The sequence below is a fragment of the Beijerinckia indica subsp. indica ATCC 9039 genome, from assembly GCF_000019845.1.
GTDB lineage: Bacteria > Pseudomonadota > Alphaproteobacteria > Rhizobiales > Beijerinckiaceae > Beijerinckia > Beijerinckia indica.
Genome location: NC_010581.1, coordinates 3,911,032 through 3,927,500, shown reverse-complemented (window position 1 = coordinate 3,927,500; position 16,469 = coordinate 3,911,032). Strand labels below are relative to the sequence as shown.

Sequence of the window (16,469 nt, the reverse complement as noted above, 5' to 3'; positions counted from 1 at the left end):
CACGGTCGTGCTTGGCATCGCGCGCATGGAGAATATGCGTGAGCTCGGAAGAGTCGGTGCCAAGGCTCTGGCCTATTTCGAAATTGCTTCGACTCTGGCCCTTATTATCGGGATGGTGGTGGTCAATATCGTCAGGCCAGGCACAGGCATTCATGCTGATCCTCTTACGCTCGATGCGGAGTCCATCAGCCAATATACCAAGGCCGTCGCCGAACATGCGGGGCTTGTAGACTTCCTCGTTCACATCGTTCCCTCCAACATCGTGGAGAGTTTCGCCAGCGGCAACATCCTGCAGGTGTTGTTCTTTAGCCTGTTGCTCGGGATCGCTTTGGCCAAGGCGGGTGACGCTGCGCGTCCCTTTGTTTGCACGCTCGAAAGTCTGCTTGATGGTATATTTCATATCGTCAGCATGGTCATGCGCTTCGCCCCGCTTGGCGCACTGGGAGCAATGGCATTCACGATCTCGAAATACGGTTTGGGAAGCCTAGCTTCCATGGGGCTCGTGCTTGTATGCGTCTATGCGACCTGTTTGCTCTTCGCGATCCTTTCCTTTGGATTGATCGCGCGTCTGGTCGGTTTCTCCGCCTTCCGTTTTCTCCGCTACATACGCGACGAGATCGTCACGGTCTTTGGAACCTGTTCTTCTGAATCAGTGCTGCCGCGCCTGATGCAGAAATTGGAGATGGCGGGCGTCCCAAGAACAGTTGTGGGTCTCGTCCTGCCGGGCGGTCTCACATTCAACGCCTGTGGCAGCGCGATCTATTTCACGATTGGTGCTCTGTTTATCGCCCAAGCCACCGACACGTCCCTCTCGATGGTTGACCAACTCGCGATCCTGGGCGTTCTCATGCTGACCAGCAAGGGATCGGCGGGCGTCGCGGGCGCCGGCTTCGTGACCCTTGCCGCGACGTTGGGCGCCCTCCACAAGATCCCGGTTTCCGGTCTTGTTCTGCTGCTGGGCGTTGATCGCTTCATGGCTGAAGCGCGGTCAGTCACCAATACGATCAGCAACGCTTTCGGTGCCGTCGCTGTTGCTGCATGGGAAGGTGTCCTCGACCGAGAAAAGCTCGCGGCGGCCCTGCGCGGCGAGCTGGAACCCGAAGTCCTGACGACGACGGAATTGGTCGATCACCCTGTCACACCCATCACAATCGTTCAGTGAATCCAGAGTTCAGTGAATTCCAGCGAAGCCGGGTGCGCTTGTGCTCACCCGGCGCGGATTTTTTAGAGAAACGCGTCCAGCGCTTCGAGCAGTGCCTCTGGCTTTTCCTCCTGAGGGCTATGCCCGCAATCAATCGCATGGCCTCGCACATCATGCGCTTTCTCGCGCCAGGTCTCGAGCACATCGTAAAGGGCTCCGACCGTGCCACGGCCGCCCCAGAGGGCTAGGAGCGGGGCATTGATTTTCTTGTCGCTATCGGCGGCATCATGCTCAAGGTCGATGCTCGCGGCGGCCCGGTAGTCCTCGCAGATGGCGTGGCGGGTCGCTGGGTCCGCATAGCACCGCCGATATTCAGCCATCACACGCGGATCGGACGCCCCCTCAATCTTGATCTGACCGGCGATGTGCGTCTCAAGGAAAAAGTCCGGATCGGCATTGATCAACCGCTCTGGAAGCGGATAGGGCTGAATCAGAAAGAACCACCAGAAATAGCGCTTTGCGAATTCCATGTTGGTTCGCGCATACATGGTGGCCGTGGGGGCGATGTCGAGCAGCACCAGCTTGCTCACCGCCTGAGGGAAATCCAGAGCCATCCGGTGCACGACGCGCGCGCCCCGATCATGCCCCACGACGGCAAATCGTTCATGGCCGAGCGCACGCATCACCGCCACCTGATCCGACGCCATCGCCCGCTTGGAATAATTCGCGTGGCCAGGCCCTCCCTCGGGCTTTGCGCTATCGCCATAGCCGCGAAGATCGGGAAGAACGACCGTGAAGCGCTGCGCGAGCCGCGGCGCCACCTTGTGCCAGGTCAGATGCGTCTGCGGATGCCCATGAAGAAGGAGAAGCGGCGGACCGCTTCCCCCCACGGCGGTCCGAATACGAATGCCATCCGCATTGATGTCATACCAACGGAAGTCAGGTAAAATGTCCGAGTGACCGGTTACAGTCTTCACGCCGCGTTCTCCTCGTTCAGCCATGGATTTTCGGCGAAATAGCCGGCTTCGAAGGCGCGGATCAGGGTCGCATGCTGCAGTGTTTCACCAATCCGATCGAGACCTTTCAGGAGTGCCGTACGTCGCGCGGCCTCGATGGGGAAATGGATTAGCAAGCCGCCTGCGCTGATCGTTTGCTGCTCGAGATTCACTTCAATCTCTGGCTGCCCATCGGCGATTGCCGCGAAAAGCCGATTGAGATCCTGCGGGTCAAGCGAGATCAGCAGCAAGCCATTATTGGCCGCATTATCGGCGAAAATGCCGGCGAATGACGTGCCGATCACAGCGCGGATACCATATTGCAGCATGCCCCAAACGGCGTGCTCCCGCGAGGAGCCACAGCCGAAATTCGGGCCGACGAGAAGAAACCGGCAGTCTGCCATGCCGCTCCGATTGAGAATAAAATCCGGCCTCGGTTCCCCCGTCTCGTCGAATCTGAGATCGTGAAACAGCCCTCGGGCGAGCCCGGATCGGTCAATTCCCTTCAGGAACTGCTTGGGCATGATGACATCGGTGTCGATGTTGGCCGTCGGCATTGCCGCTGCAATGCCCCTAACGCACAGAAAGCGTTCCATAATCAGCCTCTATGATCAAGCTTCGAGGAGAGAGAGGGAGCGGACATCGGCGAGATGTCCAAAGACGGCGGCGGCGGCCACCATGGCGGGGCTCATCAGATGCGTCCGCCCGGCTGTGCCCTGCCTGCCCTCGAAATTGCGGTTCGTGCTGGATGCGCAGCGCTCGCCTGGAGCCAGGACATCATCGTTCATGGCAAGGCAGAGTGAGCAGCCTGACTGCCGCCATTCGAAACCCGCGTCGATAAAGATTCGATCCAGGCCTTCGGCTTCGGCCTGCCGCCGAACCGTACTGCTGCCAGGCGACACCATCGCTCGTACCCTGGGCGCTACGCGGCGTCCCCGCAACACTTTGGCGGCATCCCTGAGATCCGAAAGCCGCGCATTGGTGCAAGACCCGATGAATGCGCGGTCGATCGGGATCGCCGAAAGAGGTGTTCCCGGCAATAACCCCATATATTGCAACGCATGTTCCGCATCCCGCTGTTTCTCGGGCAATAAGGTTGCGGGATCAGGAACCGCATCGCTGATTGTGGCCGCTTGATCCGGGCTCGTCCCCCAACTGACCATGGGAGCGATATCGGCGGCCTGGATCGTCACCTCTCGTTCGAACACAGCCCCTTCGTCAGTTTGCAGAGCACTCCAGATGCCTTTCGCACGCTCGATCATCGCCACTGAGGGCGCGCGTGGACGGCCAGCGATATAGGATAGGGCCTTGTCGTCGGGCGCCATCAGCGCAACACGCGCACCGCATTCGACCGCCATGTTGCAGATTGTCATGCGCGCTTCCATATCGAGTGCCTCGATCGCTTCGCCGGCAAATTCCAGAGCGTGTCCGGCGGCGCCGGCGGCGCCAATCTCGCGGATCAGCGCCATCACCAGATCCTTGGCTGTCACGCCAACGGACAGACGACCTTTCACAAGGGCCCGCATACGCTTGAGGCGGACATAGGGCAGGGTCTGCGTCGCGAGCAGATGCTCGATGTCGGATGTCCCGATTCCGAAGCCAACCGAGCCGAACGCCCCATAGGTCGTGGTATGGCTGTCACCGGCGGCAATCACCAATCCCGGCAGAACCCATCCGAGATCAGGAAGCACCACATGTTCGATGCCTTGCCGCGGATCGAGCACGTCGAACATCTCGATGCCGAAATCTTTTCCGTTCCGGGCAAAATAGTCGATCTGCCCCTGGGCACCTGGATCATCGACTTGGCCGGTCCGGTCCGGCGCGGTTGAATTGACATGGTCCACCACACCCAGCGCCGCTCGCGGCCGCCAGACCTTGCGGCCTGCTTCGCGCAGCCCGCTGAACGCCTGTGGGCTCGTATATTCATTGAGGACCGTGCGATCGATATATAGCAAGAGCCGTTCGCCCGGCCCCTGTCCCCCATCGAGCGACATGACTTTGTGCTGGTCGATGATCTTGTCATAAAGCGTGCGGGCGCCAAACATCGCGAAAGTCCTTTTCTAGCTTATAAAAGCTATCTAACGCGAAGGCCGTGGCACCGGCCAATGCCGGCTTTCGATCAAATCATGCGGCGGATGGGATGCGATGGATACCGGGTGGATCGAGGATTTTCTGAAACTCGCGGAGGAGGGTAACTTTTCCCGTGCCGCCGAAGCACGCAATCTCAGCCAACCCGCCTTTAGCCGTCGCATCAAGGGGCTTGAGGAATGGGTCGGCACCGTCCTGATTGATCGGGACACGCACCGGATTGCCCTGACTGAAGCCGGGGTCGCGTTTCGGGCTGTCGCGGAGGAAGTCCTGCGCCGCCTCGCGCTTGGGCGAGATGAAGCGCGAGAGATTGGAACCACGCAGGCAAACACATTGCGCTTTGCGGCGACCCACGCCCTCTCGACAACCTTCTTTCCGGATTGGCTGCGCACATTTGAAGATCAGGAGGACGTCGGCACCATTAGTCTGATTGCCGATAATATGCAGGCCTGCGAGCGTCTCATGCTTGAAGGACGGGTGGATCTGCTGCTTTGCCATCACCATCCTGCCGCATCGCACAAGCTTGACCAAAGCGGGTTTCGATCGATGGCCCTTGGCGAAGACATCCTTATCCCTGTCTGCGTGCCGGATGCCCAAAACAGGCCCCGTTTCCCCCTTCCAGGCAGTGACCGGGAGCCGCTGCCGTTTCTCGAATTCGACGAGCGGTCCGGAATGGGGCGTATCCTTGCGGCATCCGAGGTCATCACCCGCAGCGATGCGTCACTGCGTCCCGTCTTTCGATCCCATCTGGCCAGCGCGTTGTTGAGGATGGCGCGCGATGGCAAGGGGGTCGCGTGGGCCCCTCTCAGCCTCTGTGCTCCTGACCTCGCGGCGGGCCGGCTCGTGCGCGCCGGCGGCGAACAATGGAGCGTTCCGCTTGAAATACGGCTTTTCCGCCCTCGTGCGCGTCGAAGCGCCGTCGTCGAAGCTTTCTGGAACCGATTGCCCGCTGCCGCTCCTCTCGCAGAGACATGATTGGACTCGAAAGAATGATTATCTCAATGATCTGTCATTATGATCCAGTGAATAGTCTAATTTAATGATAAAATTGGACTGTAGTCTGGTCCAGACAGGAGTACGCGCCATGCAGGTGTCTGTGACGGAAGCCAAAGGGCAATTAACGGAACTCGTTCGGCGGGCTGAGGCAGGAGATGAAATCATCCTGACGCGGCACGGCCGTGCCGCCGTGCGCCTGGTGCTGGTCAAGCCTATGCCTGACAGGAAATCCCGCCGGGCTCTGCTCCATGCGGTACGGGTTTCTGCTGCTGCCAAGGCGGCTGCAGGGTCGAGTGCGACGCACAACCAGGACTTTCTCTACGGCAATGATGGCATGCCGGAATGATCGCAGTTGATACGTCGGCCCTGATAGCGATCGTGTTGAATGAACCAGAAGCGGACGCCTGCGTCGCATACTCATCGGGATTTGGTCTTACGTCGATGATGGAGGCGCCGTTTCGCTCCCTTTTGCTGGACCAGGGGCGTTCTTGATCATTTCGTGGGCCAGTGTTGTCATGCCGGCCATGCTTCCAAGCTGCATGGTTTCGACCGCAGTGCTGGGGACGACGACAATGGTCGCGTTCTGCTTCAAACCCTCATAGAGCATATTCATCGCCCTCAAATGGAAGGCGGTGGGATCGCGCCCATAAGTCGCCGCAGCTTCGATGAACTTGTCGGCGATCTGCCGTTCGGAATCGCCCAGGATCACGCGGGCCTGGCGTTCCCGTTCTGCTTGCGCCTGCATCGACATGGCATTTTCCAGGGCTGGTGGAATCAGGACATCCCGGATCTCCACCGAAATCACATCGATGCCCCATGGCGTGGCGCGCTCGTCGATGATTTTTCGTATCTCATCGCTGATCTTTTGCCGGCCTTCCAGCATATCCGCCAGCGGCGTCTTGCCGATGACATCGCGCAAAGCTGTTTGTGAAGCCCATTCTATGGCTCCCTGATAATCGGCGACATCAAGCGCGGCTCTTTGTGGGGCGACGACTTTCCAAAAGAGCACGGCGTCAACATCGACCGGGACCGTATCCTTGGTCAGAGTCTTTTCCGCGTTGAACGAGGCCGTGATCACGCGTGTGTCGATCCAGTAGGGGATCGTATCGATGATGGGGATGATGAAAAACAGGCCTGGCCCGGCAATCGTGTGGAAACGGCCTAAACGGAGCACAACCGCCTTGTTCCACTGATCGGCGATCTTGGTTGCGGACGAGATTAGGCCTGCCAAGATAACACTGATTATGCCGATCCAAAAACTCTGATTGTAAGCGACAAAACTGTATGTCGAATAGGCGAAGCTCAGGCCAATCGCGGAAAGTACGATGAAGATGAGCAGAGGAAAGGGATTGGTCATCCTATAATGCTCCTGGATCCTGATCGCCAAGGTTACGCCAGATTGCTATAGCAATGCACAAGGGGAACACTCAGACGGAATTTTGAGGCGTTCCAGCATCCTATAATGCACGAGAAGGCGAACGGGATGCGGAGGCTTTTCCGAAGTGCGATCGATCGCCGAATCCCGACACGCCACCGCTTTGGACCCTTTGGAGGCAGGTGGATCTCACGGACATTCAATGCGGCTGCGGCCTTATGCAATACGGTGTCTATACAGCCGCCAAGAGTGATGACGCTGTCCATGGTCATCATGCTACGGCGCATCTCCTTCTGAACACCAGGGTATCAGACATTCAAGGCTCTCATGTCTGATCATGACAGGATATGAAGGTCGCTTTTGTAACCTTCAATATTACGCTGCTGTTGCGTGTTTATCCCGGCCAAGACCACCCTGAATTAGGGCACGTATGGCCTCGATCCATTGATGGACGGTTCTGCGCACCCATTTCCAAAGGCGGCGCCAACTCCAGCGCTCTTCCAGTTTCTTGATCGCTGCTAAGGCTTTCTTGCGTTGCTGCGCCAGAAGCTGCCGGATCTGCTCCTCTTTCATCCGGCACTCTTCCAAGGAAAGATCCAGACGGCGACGCAAATCGGAAATCGTTTCTTCCATCCCACGGCGTTCGTGGAGCCGTGCTTCCTTTTCACGGTCGCGATCGAGGCGTACGTCTTCCAGCTCTTGCCTCAGCGTGGCAAAACGGGACTCCGGCTTGCGCCGCCGTGGCGCATCGGAAGAGGGCTCAAGGCGAGCGGATGTTTTGCGGTCGGTATCCGCATCGGTGCGAATCATGGCTTTGGCCCTCGCCTGCTCCGGCGCGGCGGCCGCTTCCGGCATGGGCGGGAAAACCATGAACAAGTCGATGGGCTCGATCAAAAGACGCCCATGGGCGTCTTTTCGTGCCGAAAATTTTCCATCCTTGACCGCCCTTGTGATGGTCGATTTGTGCACACCGGTCAGTCTGGCGGCTTCTGCGGCGGTGATGGCGGTTCTGGTGGGCATCAGTGCAAATCCCTCTCTTGGGCCAGCCATGAACCGGTGCTCGACGCGCCTGTATCATGAGATCAGGCTCTGTTTCCGTCCTGTCTGGCATCCGACCCAAAGAGGGCGACCCCTTTAGGGCATTCCAGTCCATTTTCAAAAGCATAAAGCATGACTGCAGAGCCGGTCAAAGAACTCTGATCCGGCGCGGGCGGGCCTGTTCAAGGTCAGGTGAAAATCCATTTTTCGGAAAAATGGAAATTCAAATTAAAATGGCATTATATCAAGACCTTAAAAATAGGCGGGACAATCTGTCTAGCTTAAGGACAGCAGCTGAAGTACTATCCTTGGAAAAATCTCGGCGGCTTTCTCGTCGGGGCGAGCGACGAGACCGGTCGCGATCAGGGAGATGATAATGACAACCACCCTCAACGAGCATCGGGCGGCGAGCGGCGTGCCGGATCAAGGCAATGAGATCTTGATCGCGACATTGAAAGGCATTGTCGGAGACAGCCATGTTCTGACGAGCCCTGAAGCCACTTTGCGATTTCGCACTGGCTTTCGCTTCGGTCGTGGCTCCGCGCTGGCGGTGGTGCAGCCGGGCAGCCTCGTCGAGCAATGGAAAGTGCTGCAGGCCTGTGCGGCAGCGGACAAGATCATCATCATGCAGGCCGCCAATACGGGGTTGACCGGCGGCTCGACCCCGGATGGCGATGATTATGATCGTGAGATCGTCATCATCAGCACTTTGCGGATGGCCAAGGTCTATCTGATCGAGGAGGGGCGGCAGGTAGTCTGCCTGCCCGGCGCGACGCTCTATCAGCTTGAACAGGTTTTACGGCCCCTCGGCCGCGAGCCGCATTCGGTCATTGGCTCTTCCTGTATTGGCGCTTCGGTGTTTGGCGGTGTCTGCAACAATTCCGGCGGCGCCCTGATCCAGCGTGGACCAGCCTATACACAAATGACGCTCTATGCCCGCATCGACGAAACGGGCAAGATCGAATTGATCAATCATCTTGGCATTCGTCTCGGCAATGATCCCGAGACGATCCTGAAAAGGCTCGATGACGGCGATCTCAAAGATACGGATGTCGATCATGATCCGAGCCGTTTCGCCTCGGATCATGATTACATTCATCATGTCCGTGATATCGAGGCGGATACGCCGGCGCGATTCAACGCCGACCCCAAACGATTGTTCGAAGCCTCGGGGAGCGCCGGCAAGGTCATGCTGTTCGCGGTCCGGCTGGATACATTCGAGCGCGAGGAGAAAACAGCCGTTTTCTATATCGGGACCAATGATCCGGCGGAATTGACCGAGATTCGCCGGCATATTCTGGCGCAATTCAAAACCCTGCCGGTGTCGGGCGAATATATGCATCGCGACGCCTTCGACATTGCCGAAACCTATGGCAAGGATACGTTTCTCGCGATCCGCGCGCTCGGCACGGATCGATTACCCAAACTTTTTGCCTGGAAAGCCAAGTTCGATGTGTTCGTGCAGAGATACAGGTTTCTGCCCCAAGATCTCAGCGACAAGATCATGCAGGCGGTGAGCCGTCTCTTTCCGAGCCATCTGCCCCCGCGGATGAAAGACTATCGCGACCGGTTCGAGCATCATCTGATGCTAAAAATGGCCGGCCCCGGCATCGAGGAGGCGCGCACCTATCTGCGATCCATTTTCCCCTCGGCGAAGGGACATTTCTTCGAATGTACGCCGGAGGAGGGCGTAAAGGCTTTTCTGCATCGTTTCGCGACCGCCGGTGCGGCGATCCGTTATCGCGCGATCCATCGCCAGGAAGTGGAGGATATTGTCGCTCTCGACATAGCGTTACGCCGCAACGATCGCGACTGGATAGAAACCCTGCCGCCCGCCATTGACGCGCCAATCCTCCATAAACTCTATTACGGCCACTTCTTCTGTTACGTCTTCCACCAGGATTATATTGTGAAGAAGGGCCATGACACGCTGGCGCTCGAACACGAGATGTGGACGCTTCTCGATGAGCGCGGCGCGCAATATCCAGCAGAGCATAATGTCGGGCATCTTTATCATGCCAAACCAGCCCTGGTCGGGCATTATAAAAACCTCGACCCCTGCAATACGTTCAATCCGGGCATTGGGCATACATCGAAACATGCCCATTGGCGGTGATAGGCGGCGGGTTTGCAGGAAGCAACAGACCCAAAAGCGGAGACCGCGTTTGGGTTCAAACAATTAGTGCGGGACCCAGAAACGGGGGGCATTGTTATCATGAATGCCGCCTGTCGTCGCGCCGATGGCGACCATATCGTTGATGCCTCCGGTCGAGGCACCGAGCATGGTGCCCCTCAAGCCGCCTGTATAGGCGCCACTGTAGACACGGTCTCCGATACCGCCGCTTCCGACGCGAAGGCCTAGCCCGCCACCGAGAACACCGCCGGTCAATGTGCCGTGGTAGAGGTAATCTCTGGTGCCGCCGCTGAAGACACTCACGGCGAGATTATGGAGGCCACTTCCTGCCGCATTGCCGATGGCCTGGCTGGTGCCGCCGGTGCCCGCCCCCCTGTGGCCGATACCGAGGCTCTGATAGGCATTGGTCGTCGTAATATTATTGGTGTTGGGCCCCGTGCTGGGGATGGTGCCGGCAATGGGACCTTGGGCATTGAGCACCGGTGCGGTCGCCGGAGCGATGAAAGACGGCAACTGCTGCGCCATCGCAAATGAAGGAATGACGGCCAAGCTGGAAATCATGATCAGGGATGAAAACTTCATGGGCCAGCCTTTCGACTAATGACGCTCACGCCTCAAAACCTTTTTAAGCCTTTTTCGAGCGCGATGAAATGAAAACTGGTTGTTTCACGGTTTTGCATCAATGCCAGCGCCGATAATGGCGCCAATAGGGGCTCCCCAAGAGATGTTGATGGGGGGTGCGTTCTATGGCCTTGGGATTGCCGAGGGCATTCGGACCGAGGCTTTGGGGAATCGGATCATCAAGGAGATGCTGATGCTTCCCCTGCCGAAAGGGACGGCCGATCTCCGCCTGGCCGCCAAGCATGTTCGGATAAGGCACCGGGATGAGCATCTGCTGCGCGGCCTGAGCGCGTTCGCGTGGCATTGGCACCAGGGTCACAACCAGGACCGGCGCGAGAGCCAGGGCAAAGAGGAAAGGCGGCATGGGAAACCTTTCTTCCCTGTCTGACAAGCCGCGCCGCTCGATCGATCGTGACCATCATTCGGTCATCGAGAAAACAGGGCGGGCACCGTTTGAGCGGGGAAGCTGCATCGGGCCACTGTTCGCAACACCGTGCCCGTCAATAATAATACCAAAGGTCGTAAAGGACGACCTTTGGTTCCTTTCTTGAATTTTCGCTTTTTTAAAGCGAGAGCGAAAATTCAAGAGTGGTCCAACGGTCATTGATTATGACCGTTGGTATAAGAGGAACGGTCAAAAGAAAGGACCGTTCATCTGCTTTTGAAAAAGCAAAAATTCGAGAACCAGGAGTCGCGTTTATTACCCTTGGGTATGAGCGCTGCGGCCCTGAAGGAGGACTCCTTCAGGGCCGAGAGCATTAAATAGGGTCAATGGAAACGATGCGCGATTCTATCAGTGGGTCTCAATTGAGATGTCGGGCGGAGCGGTCGATGACCTGGACTGCTCCCGGGGAGGGATTGCGCGCCGACAGATCCTCTTTTTGCATGGCCGCAGTCATGAAACGATCCGTGGCGGGCGCGTCGGCCGTGGCGTGGAAGGAGGAGACATAGCCGGCCGTGAGCGTTTTAGACAGGGTCGGCGTCGCGATCCGTGCCGCGGTGCGCAGACCGCCGATGGCGGGTCCAAAGGCCGAGGGTGCGACGTTTTTCATGGTCGTCGCTCCAGTCATGACCCAGAAATTCGATGGATCGAGCCGGGCAGGGATAATTTCGGCGTGCTGGCTCGCGGAAATCGAAGAGTTGAGAGATTTTGACTGTGGGATGAAGGCGGTTTTGAGCGGTGCCTTGGCCACAGTCGCTTTCGTGCTGGCGGCGGACCGTAACCCCTGCATTTGCGCCGTTGGCGCATAGGCCAGGACGGTATCAGCAGGCGTCGGCGCGGGATTTGCGGCAAGGCCGGCGGAGTCTTTCATGCCCTGTGTGATCATGTTCGGCAAGGCAGGCGCTTGCACTTGCGGATCACGCGACGGAGGAATAGGGGCGGGGGCGCGCGTGGCGAGGGCTTGAGCCGCTGTTGTCGAGGACGCCACGGGATCCACGGCCGCGATCCGTTCCGGCCGTGGAGGCAAGACCGGTTCTTGGGGCAGATTCGCGGGCGCGGGAGCAGGAGAAGGAGGCGTCAAGGCCGCCAGCAGCATGGGACGGCTGGGAGGGACCGGGACAGGAGCGGTGAGGGTGGCAGCAAGCTCACTGGGGCGCCGGGGTGGGCTTGGGAGGAGCACGGCCGTCTCGATCGCCTTCTCGCTCACACTTTTGTCTGTGAGCTTATCGGCATTTTTGTCGGATTTCCCAGACGTGATGCTTGCGGTCGGCTGGCCGCGATCCAGGAGATCACGTGACGGCGGCAGGGCAGCAACGACGGTGCGGACAGGGGCTTCCGGCGCCCGAGGCGTCGGCGTCTGAGGCGGGGTGGGCGTTGGAGCCGGCACGGATGATGTCGTCGCCAGCGGCCCGGTGGTGAGCGGGCTGGCGGGAAGACGCCTGTCGCGCCGATCCGTCCAGACCATCCGGTTCGAGGAGCCCGGAAGCTCCTGCTCCGTGCGGGAGGCGACACGGGTCGGTTGCGGGGTGGCGCGCGGAACATAGCGCGGCGGCGGCGCTTCGCCCTCATCCTCCTCATCGTGACTGCCAAACAGCCAGGCGAAGAGGCCCTTGGATTTCGGCTGCTCCGTATAGACGGGAGCTCCGCCACCATTGGCTTCGATTTCCGCGCGGGCTTCCTCGAAACGTGGCATAGCGCGGCCATTCGAGGCGAGATGCACGGTCTTGCCATCCGGGAACAGGCGGGCGAGCTGCTCATAGCTCATTCGTGGCCAGGACCGCACATGGCCGACATCGAGATGGACGAAATTCGAGCTGGGATAATAGCCGACCCCGCCTCTTTGCATCCGCATGCCGATCTCGCGAATTCTCTCCATGGGCATGCCGGGCATGGTCGTATCCATGGCTTTGCCGAGCATATGCTGGGAAAATTCGGCGACCGCGCGCGAGCGGCGGCGCAACATGGCGTTGGTTTCGGGCGAACGATAGGCGGAATAGACGACGATCGGCTGATTAGCACCGGCCGCGCGATAGGCTTCCCAGATCACATCGAACAGGCGCGGATCCATATTGGTCTGTTCGTCGCGGCGAAAATCACGCAAGAACCAATTGAGCTTGTGCAGGACGGACGGATCATAATGGCCGTTCACCCTGAAGGTTGCCTCGATCGATTCGCCCGTGTGTGAATGATAGAGGCTGATCGTGCGTGTATCGCCATTGGCCTCAGCCGTCTCCGTCGAGCCGGGGAGCGCCAGACTGATCATGAGGGCAATGGCGCCTGTCGCGAAAGACGGACAGAAACCTCTGAGGGCAACGACGGGACGGCCTTGCTGCGGACGCAATCGATCTCTCTCACGGTCTCAGGGCATCAAACCCGAAAGGGAGCTACCTTTCCGGGCGATTGATGCGCTTTTAAAAAATTGGGGCATGATGCCGGATCCGCATAAATCCGTCATGCTCCAGGCCATGGTTACAAAACCCGCTTTTAGACTCGAAAGGCGCCGGTCGCATAGGCTTGACTGGCCATTCCGGGTCCGGTCGTGAATCGACCGTATGGAATCGACCCTTTGGGTTTTGTTTACGATGACCGAATTTTTAACCAAGAACCGTTAACGTCTCGTACATGCCGACGTAACGCGTCCCCCATTTCCACCTCGCAGCGTTCCCTTCCGACGTGAAACGGTGGGAAAGAAACGTTGCCGTCAACTAAGGCGGGAAATGTGGCAAGGCTATGTCTTCACCGGTCGAGCGACCGGGCCCCTTTGGTTGTCTCATACCAAGGGTTGCTCGAAGCGATGCCTGTTTTCGTTCTTGATTTCCCTGTTTCTTCACCGTGGTGGGACAATTCAGGACGGGCCCACCAGCGAGGCGCATCATTTTTGGAAACTTTGGCCGAAGGGCATAAAAAAAGCGTCTTAGCGTGCGAGAGCAATTTCTATGACCAATAAGACCCTGCAAAGGATGCTGCCGGGATAAAGAAACGCATCAAAATTTATCCCCAAAGGATGCTTAGTGTGTTGGCCTGATGCTTTGAGGCGCGATGAAACGGGCAGATCCGCTTAATTTAAAATATGATTTATAATTTTGGCGAGGCATGCGCTCGTGGCAAGGGTTATGGTCGGCGCGACGTTCACTGGTTTAAAAAGTGACGTATCGAGAATCTGTGATCCTCGATACTAGCGCGTCACTCCCTCCGCGTGAACTCCAACGGTTTGACCCGTTGATGATTTTGATGCTCGCGCGGCCCCTGGTTTTTTGAATTCTGGAGGGCGAGATGAACAAAACTCTCACCAAGACAGAACCAGACGATTTGCCGCCAAATTTCAAAGGCGGCCTATCCAAGGCGCGGCCTCTTGGCACTCTGCCCCCGCGCGAGACCGCGAAGCGGCAGAAGTCGGACAAGGTGAAAATCATTCAGACGCAGAATGGCAAACCGGTTTCGATTCTCCTCGTCGAGGACGAAGCCGACATGGCCTCGGAAATCGCCGCGGAGCTGACCAAGCTTGGTTATCATGTGCAGATCGAAGAGACGGGGCCCGCTGGGCTTGCCGCCGCGCGCTCGCAAGCCATGTCCCTGTTGATCATCGACCGCATGCTCCCCGAAACCGATGGTCTCACGCTCATTGAGACTTTGCGGCAGGAAGGGATCCTGACGCCCGTCCTCGTGGTCAGCGCGCTCGGATCGGTCGATGAGAAAATCCGTGGCCTCAAGGCCGGGGGCGACGATTATCTGACCAAGCCCTTTGCCATGGGCGAACTCGCCGCACGCGTCGAGGCTCTTCTGCGCCGGCCTGCCGCCGAAGCCCGCAGCGCCATTCTGCGCGTCGGCTCGCTGGAAATGGATCTGATCGAGCGCACCGTGCGGCGCAATGAACGCCTGCTCGACCTGCTGCCACGCGAATTCAAGCTGTTGGAATATCTTATGCGCCGGCCGGGCCAGACGGTGACACGGGCCATGCTGCTCGAGGATGTTTGGAATTATAACTTTTTGCCGCAGACCAATCTGGTCGATGTGCATATCGGCAAGCTGCGCAAGAAGATCGATCAACCGGGCGAGGTCCAAATGATCGAGAGTGTGCGCGGCGCCGGGTTCCGGCTCAACAATTAAGGTTTTGGCGTTGCCCTATGATCTTCGTCAGTGGCCGCGCAAACTTTTTCGGGCCGCGACCTTCCGTCTGGCCATTCTCTTCGCACTCGCTGTTACCGCTGCGACCTCGATCGTCTTCCTCTTCGTGTATCTGCATGTGGCGGTCTATGACGACAAGCAGGTCAGGGCGCATCTGATCGAGGAAACCGCTGATGCGGCGATCGAGCCGATGGATCGCATCCAGGGTGAATTCGAACGCCGCCTCGCCAGCGATTTGCGGATCGTCGATTTCGCGGGTCTCTACGACAAGGACGGGATGCTGATCGCCGGCAATCTTCCGGTCTTGCCTGCTGATCTGCCGATCGATGGCGGTGCGCACCAACTTGAATCGCCGTCTTTCCAGGATTCCGATGGCTATGGCGGCGGTCCAGCCCTCTTCGTCGGCCGCACGCGCGCGGACGGCACCACTATCGTGCTCGGCCGCAGCCTGTATGAAGTTCATGCCTTACGCCATATCGTGTCGCGGGCGCTCATCGTCGGTGTCGTCCCGACCATTCTCCTCACGCTGATCATCGGTGCCGTCTTCAGCTGGCGTTCGGCGCAACGGCTGCAATTCATCAATCAGCGCATTACCAGCATCATGCAGGGGCATCTGAACGAGCGGCTGCCGGTCAAAGACGGTGTCGATGACATCGATCATGTCTCTCGCGCGGTGAACCGGATGCTCGATGAGATCGTCCGCTTGCTTTCACAGATCAAAAGCGTCGGCGACAATATTGCCCATGATCTGCGTACGCCCCTCGCTCTCATGTGCGCGCGGCTGGAGCGCGGGCTCGACAGCGAGAACGAGGAGGATCTGCGCGAGAATGCACAATTGGCCCTGCGCGATCTCGATCGGGCCTTGATGACCATCACGACCTTGCTCCGCATGTCGGAAATCGAGAACGGCCCCTTGCGCCAGACTTTTGCTCCGGTCGATCTTCGCGAAGTCTGCCAGCAGATTTTTGAGCTCTACGAGCCCTTGGCTGAGACCAAATCGATCACGCTTCAGCTCATCGAAAAATCTGCTGCGCCTATGGTTGGCGATTTTCAGCTGCTCATCGAAATGGTCGCGAATCTCGTCGATAATGCCATCAAATTCACGCCTGTCGGTGGGACGGTGACCTTCGGCGCCTTTCCAAGCCGGCAAGGGCCGGTTCTCCGGGTGGCCGATAATGGCCCTGGCATTCCGGTCAATGAGCGAGAGGATATTTTCAAGCGATTCTATCGCCATGACCGGAGCCGGCATGTACCGGGCAATGGTCTCGGCCTTAGCATGGTCGCCATTATCGCCGATCTACACGGCTACGATTTGACGGTGGGGGACAATCAGCCCGGTGCCATCTTTGATTTCGCGCCTAAACGTATGGATGCAGCAAGGGTCTATCAGGTTGATCCCTGCGAGAAAGATCATTCCCTCATGGGCAGGACGACCATGAGGTCCTTCCAGTCTTCGTGAAGAGTTTCGCTTGTGAAAGCGGGCGCCGTGGGGCGCCCCGCCTGCTTTGATCGTC

14 protein-coding genes (1 of these 14 running past the window's edge) are annotated in these 16,469 nt (G+C 58.4%); 6 read left to right on the top strand and 8 right to left on the bottom strand.

Going from position 1 to position 16,469, the window contains the following annotated elements:
* Positions 1-1,162, top strand: partial view of a C4-dicarboxylate transporter DctA gene (dctA, locus tag BIND_RS17555; RefSeq protein ID WP_012386365.1) — the 3' portion only. The gene continues 158 nt to the left of window position 1, outside the view; the window shows 1,162 of its 1,320 coding nt (coding positions 159-1,320); its start codon lies off the left edge, out of view; its stop codon occupies positions 1,160-1,162.
* A gap of 62 nt (positions 1,163-1,224) precedes the next feature.
* Here dctA and BIND_RS17550 read toward each other — a convergent pair whose 3' ends face one another.
* From BIND_RS17550 to leuC, 3 genes are read right to left on the bottom strand one after another with little or no spacing between them, the layout of a single operon-like run.
* A complete protein-coding gene (locus BIND_RS17550; RefSeq protein ID WP_012386364.1) occupies positions 1,225-2,118 on the bottom strand; it encodes an alpha/beta fold hydrolase in 894 nt (297 codons plus the stop codon).
* Positions 2,115-2,732: a 3-isopropylmalate dehydratase small subunit gene (gene leuD, locus BIND_RS17545; RefSeq protein WP_012386363.1), complete on the bottom strand. Its 618-nt coding sequence runs from the start codon at positions 2,730-2,732 to the stop codon at positions 2,115-2,117. The genes BIND_RS17550 and leuD overlap by 4 nt, the downstream gene beginning before the upstream one ends.
* A 15-nt stretch (positions 2,733-2,747) precedes the next feature.
* Positions 2,748-4,181: a 3-isopropylmalate dehydratase large subunit gene (gene leuC / locus BIND_RS17540; RefSeq protein WP_012386362.1), complete on the bottom strand. Its 1,434-nt coding sequence runs from the start codon at positions 4,179-4,181 to the stop codon at positions 2,748-2,750.
* Positions 4,182-4,281: 100 nt separating this feature from the next.
* Here leuC and BIND_RS17535 point away from each other — a divergent pair, with 100 nt between their 5' ends.
* Both BIND_RS17535 and BIND_RS17530 read left to right on the top strand, forming a co-directional pair.
* Positions 4,282-5,199 carry a LysR family transcriptional regulator gene (locus tag BIND_RS17535; RefSeq protein ID WP_012386361.1) on the top strand — a complete coding sequence of 306 codons (918 nt, stop codon included), beginning with the start codon at positions 4,282-4,284 and terminating at the stop codon, positions 5,197-5,199.
* Between the two features lie 109 nt (positions 5,200-5,308).
* A complete protein-coding gene (locus tag BIND_RS17530; RefSeq protein WP_012386360.1) occupies positions 5,309-5,566 on the top strand; it encodes a type II toxin-antitoxin system Phd/YefM family antitoxin in 258 nt (85 codons plus the stop codon).
* Between the two features lie 87 nt (positions 5,567-5,653).
* On the opposite strand, the gene BIND_RS17525 is transcribed toward BIND_RS17530, so the two are convergent.
* Both BIND_RS17525 and BIND_RS17520 read right to left on the bottom strand, forming a co-directional pair.
* Positions 5,654-6,577, bottom strand: a complete 924-nt coding sequence (locus tag BIND_RS17525; protein ID WP_012386359.1) for a slipin family protein — start codon at positions 6,575-6,577, stop codon at positions 5,654-5,656.
* A gap of 393 nt (positions 6,578-6,970) precedes the next feature.
* A complete protein-coding gene (locus tag BIND_RS17520; RefSeq protein WP_012386357.1) occupies positions 6,971-7,615 on the bottom strand; it encodes a helix-turn-helix domain-containing protein in 645 nt (214 codons plus the stop codon).
* A 394-nt stretch (positions 7,616-8,009) separates the two neighbouring features.
* Between BIND_RS17520 and dld the strand changes: the two genes are divergently transcribed.
* Positions 8,010-9,749, top strand: coding sequence for a D-lactate dehydrogenase (gene dld, locus BIND_RS17515; protein ID WP_012386356.1), 1,740 nt, complete (start codon positions 8,010-8,012; stop codon positions 9,747-9,749).
* 63 nt (positions 9,750-9,812) lie between these two features.
* Here the strand turns inward: dld and BIND_RS17510 are convergent, their stop codons facing one another.
* The 3 genes from BIND_RS17510 to BIND_RS20300 form a co-directional block, all read right to left on the bottom strand.
* Positions 9,813-10,349, bottom strand: a complete 537-nt coding sequence (locus BIND_RS17510; RefSeq protein WP_012386355.1) for a hypothetical protein — start codon at positions 10,347-10,349, stop codon at positions 9,813-9,815.
* A gap of 97 nt (positions 10,350-10,446) precedes the next feature.
* A complete protein-coding gene (locus BIND_RS17505) occupies positions 10,447-10,752 on the bottom strand; it encodes a hypothetical protein (RefSeq protein WP_012386354.1) in 306 nt (101 codons plus the stop codon).
* 439 nt (positions 10,753-11,191) lie between these two features.
* Positions 11,192-13,171 carry a peptidoglycan L,D-endopeptidase MepK gene (locus BIND_RS20300; RefSeq protein WP_012386353.1) on the bottom strand — a complete coding sequence of 660 codons (1,980 nt, stop codon included), beginning with the start codon at positions 13,169-13,171 and terminating at the stop codon, positions 11,192-11,194.
* 932 nt (positions 13,172-14,103) lie between these two features.
* Between BIND_RS20300 and BIND_RS17495 the strand changes: the two genes are divergently transcribed.
* Complete coding sequence (locus tag BIND_RS17495) at positions 14,104-14,937, top strand: response regulator transcription factor (protein WP_012386352.1); 834 nt, start codon at positions 14,104-14,106, stop codon at positions 14,935-14,937.
* 10 nt (positions 14,938-14,947) lie between these two features.
* Positions 14,948-16,414, top strand: coding sequence for a sensor histidine kinase (locus BIND_RS17490; protein WP_012386351.1), 1,467 nt, complete (start codon positions 14,948-14,950; stop codon positions 16,412-16,414).
* Positions 16,415-16,469: the final 55 nt, after the last annotated feature.

Bases quoted from the DNA above. Each gene is read 5' to 3' on its own strand.
- leuD (WP_012386363.1), bottom strand. From the start codon at position 2,732: ATGGAACGCTTTCTGTGCGTTAGGGGCATTGCAGCGGCAATGCCGACG.
- leuC (WP_012386362.1), bottom strand. From the start codon at position 4,181: ATGTTTGGCGCCCGCACGCTTTATGACAAGATCATCGACCAGCACAAA.
- BIND_RS17535 (WP_012386361.1), top strand. From the start codon at position 4,282: ATGGATACCGGGTGGATCGAGGATTTTCTGAAACTCGCGGAGGAGGGT.
- BIND_RS17530 (WP_012386360.1), top strand. From the start codon at position 5,309: ATGCAGGTGTCTGTGACGGAAGCCAAAGGGCAATTAACGGAACTCGTT.
- BIND_RS17525 (WP_012386359.1), bottom strand. From the start codon at position 6,577: ATGACCAATCCCTTTCCTCTGCTCATCTTCATCGTACTTTCCGCGATT.
- BIND_RS17520 (WP_012386357.1), bottom strand. From the start codon at position 7,615: ATGCCCACCAGAACCGCCATCACCGCCGCAGAAGCCGCCAGACTGACC.
- dld (WP_012386356.1), top strand. From the start codon at position 8,010: ATGACAACCACCCTCAACGAGCATCGGGCGGCGAGCGGCGTGCCGGAT.
- BIND_RS17510 (WP_012386355.1), bottom strand. From the start codon at position 10,349: ATGAAGTTTTCATCCCTGATCATGATTTCCAGCTTGGCCGTCATTCCT.
- BIND_RS17505 (WP_012386354.1), bottom strand. From the start codon at position 10,752: ATGCCGCCTTTCCTCTTTGCCCTGGCTCTCGCGCCGGTCCTGGTTGTG.
- BIND_RS17495 (WP_012386352.1), top strand. From the start codon at position 14,104: ATGAACAAAACTCTCACCAAGACAGAACCAGACGATTTGCCGCCAAAT.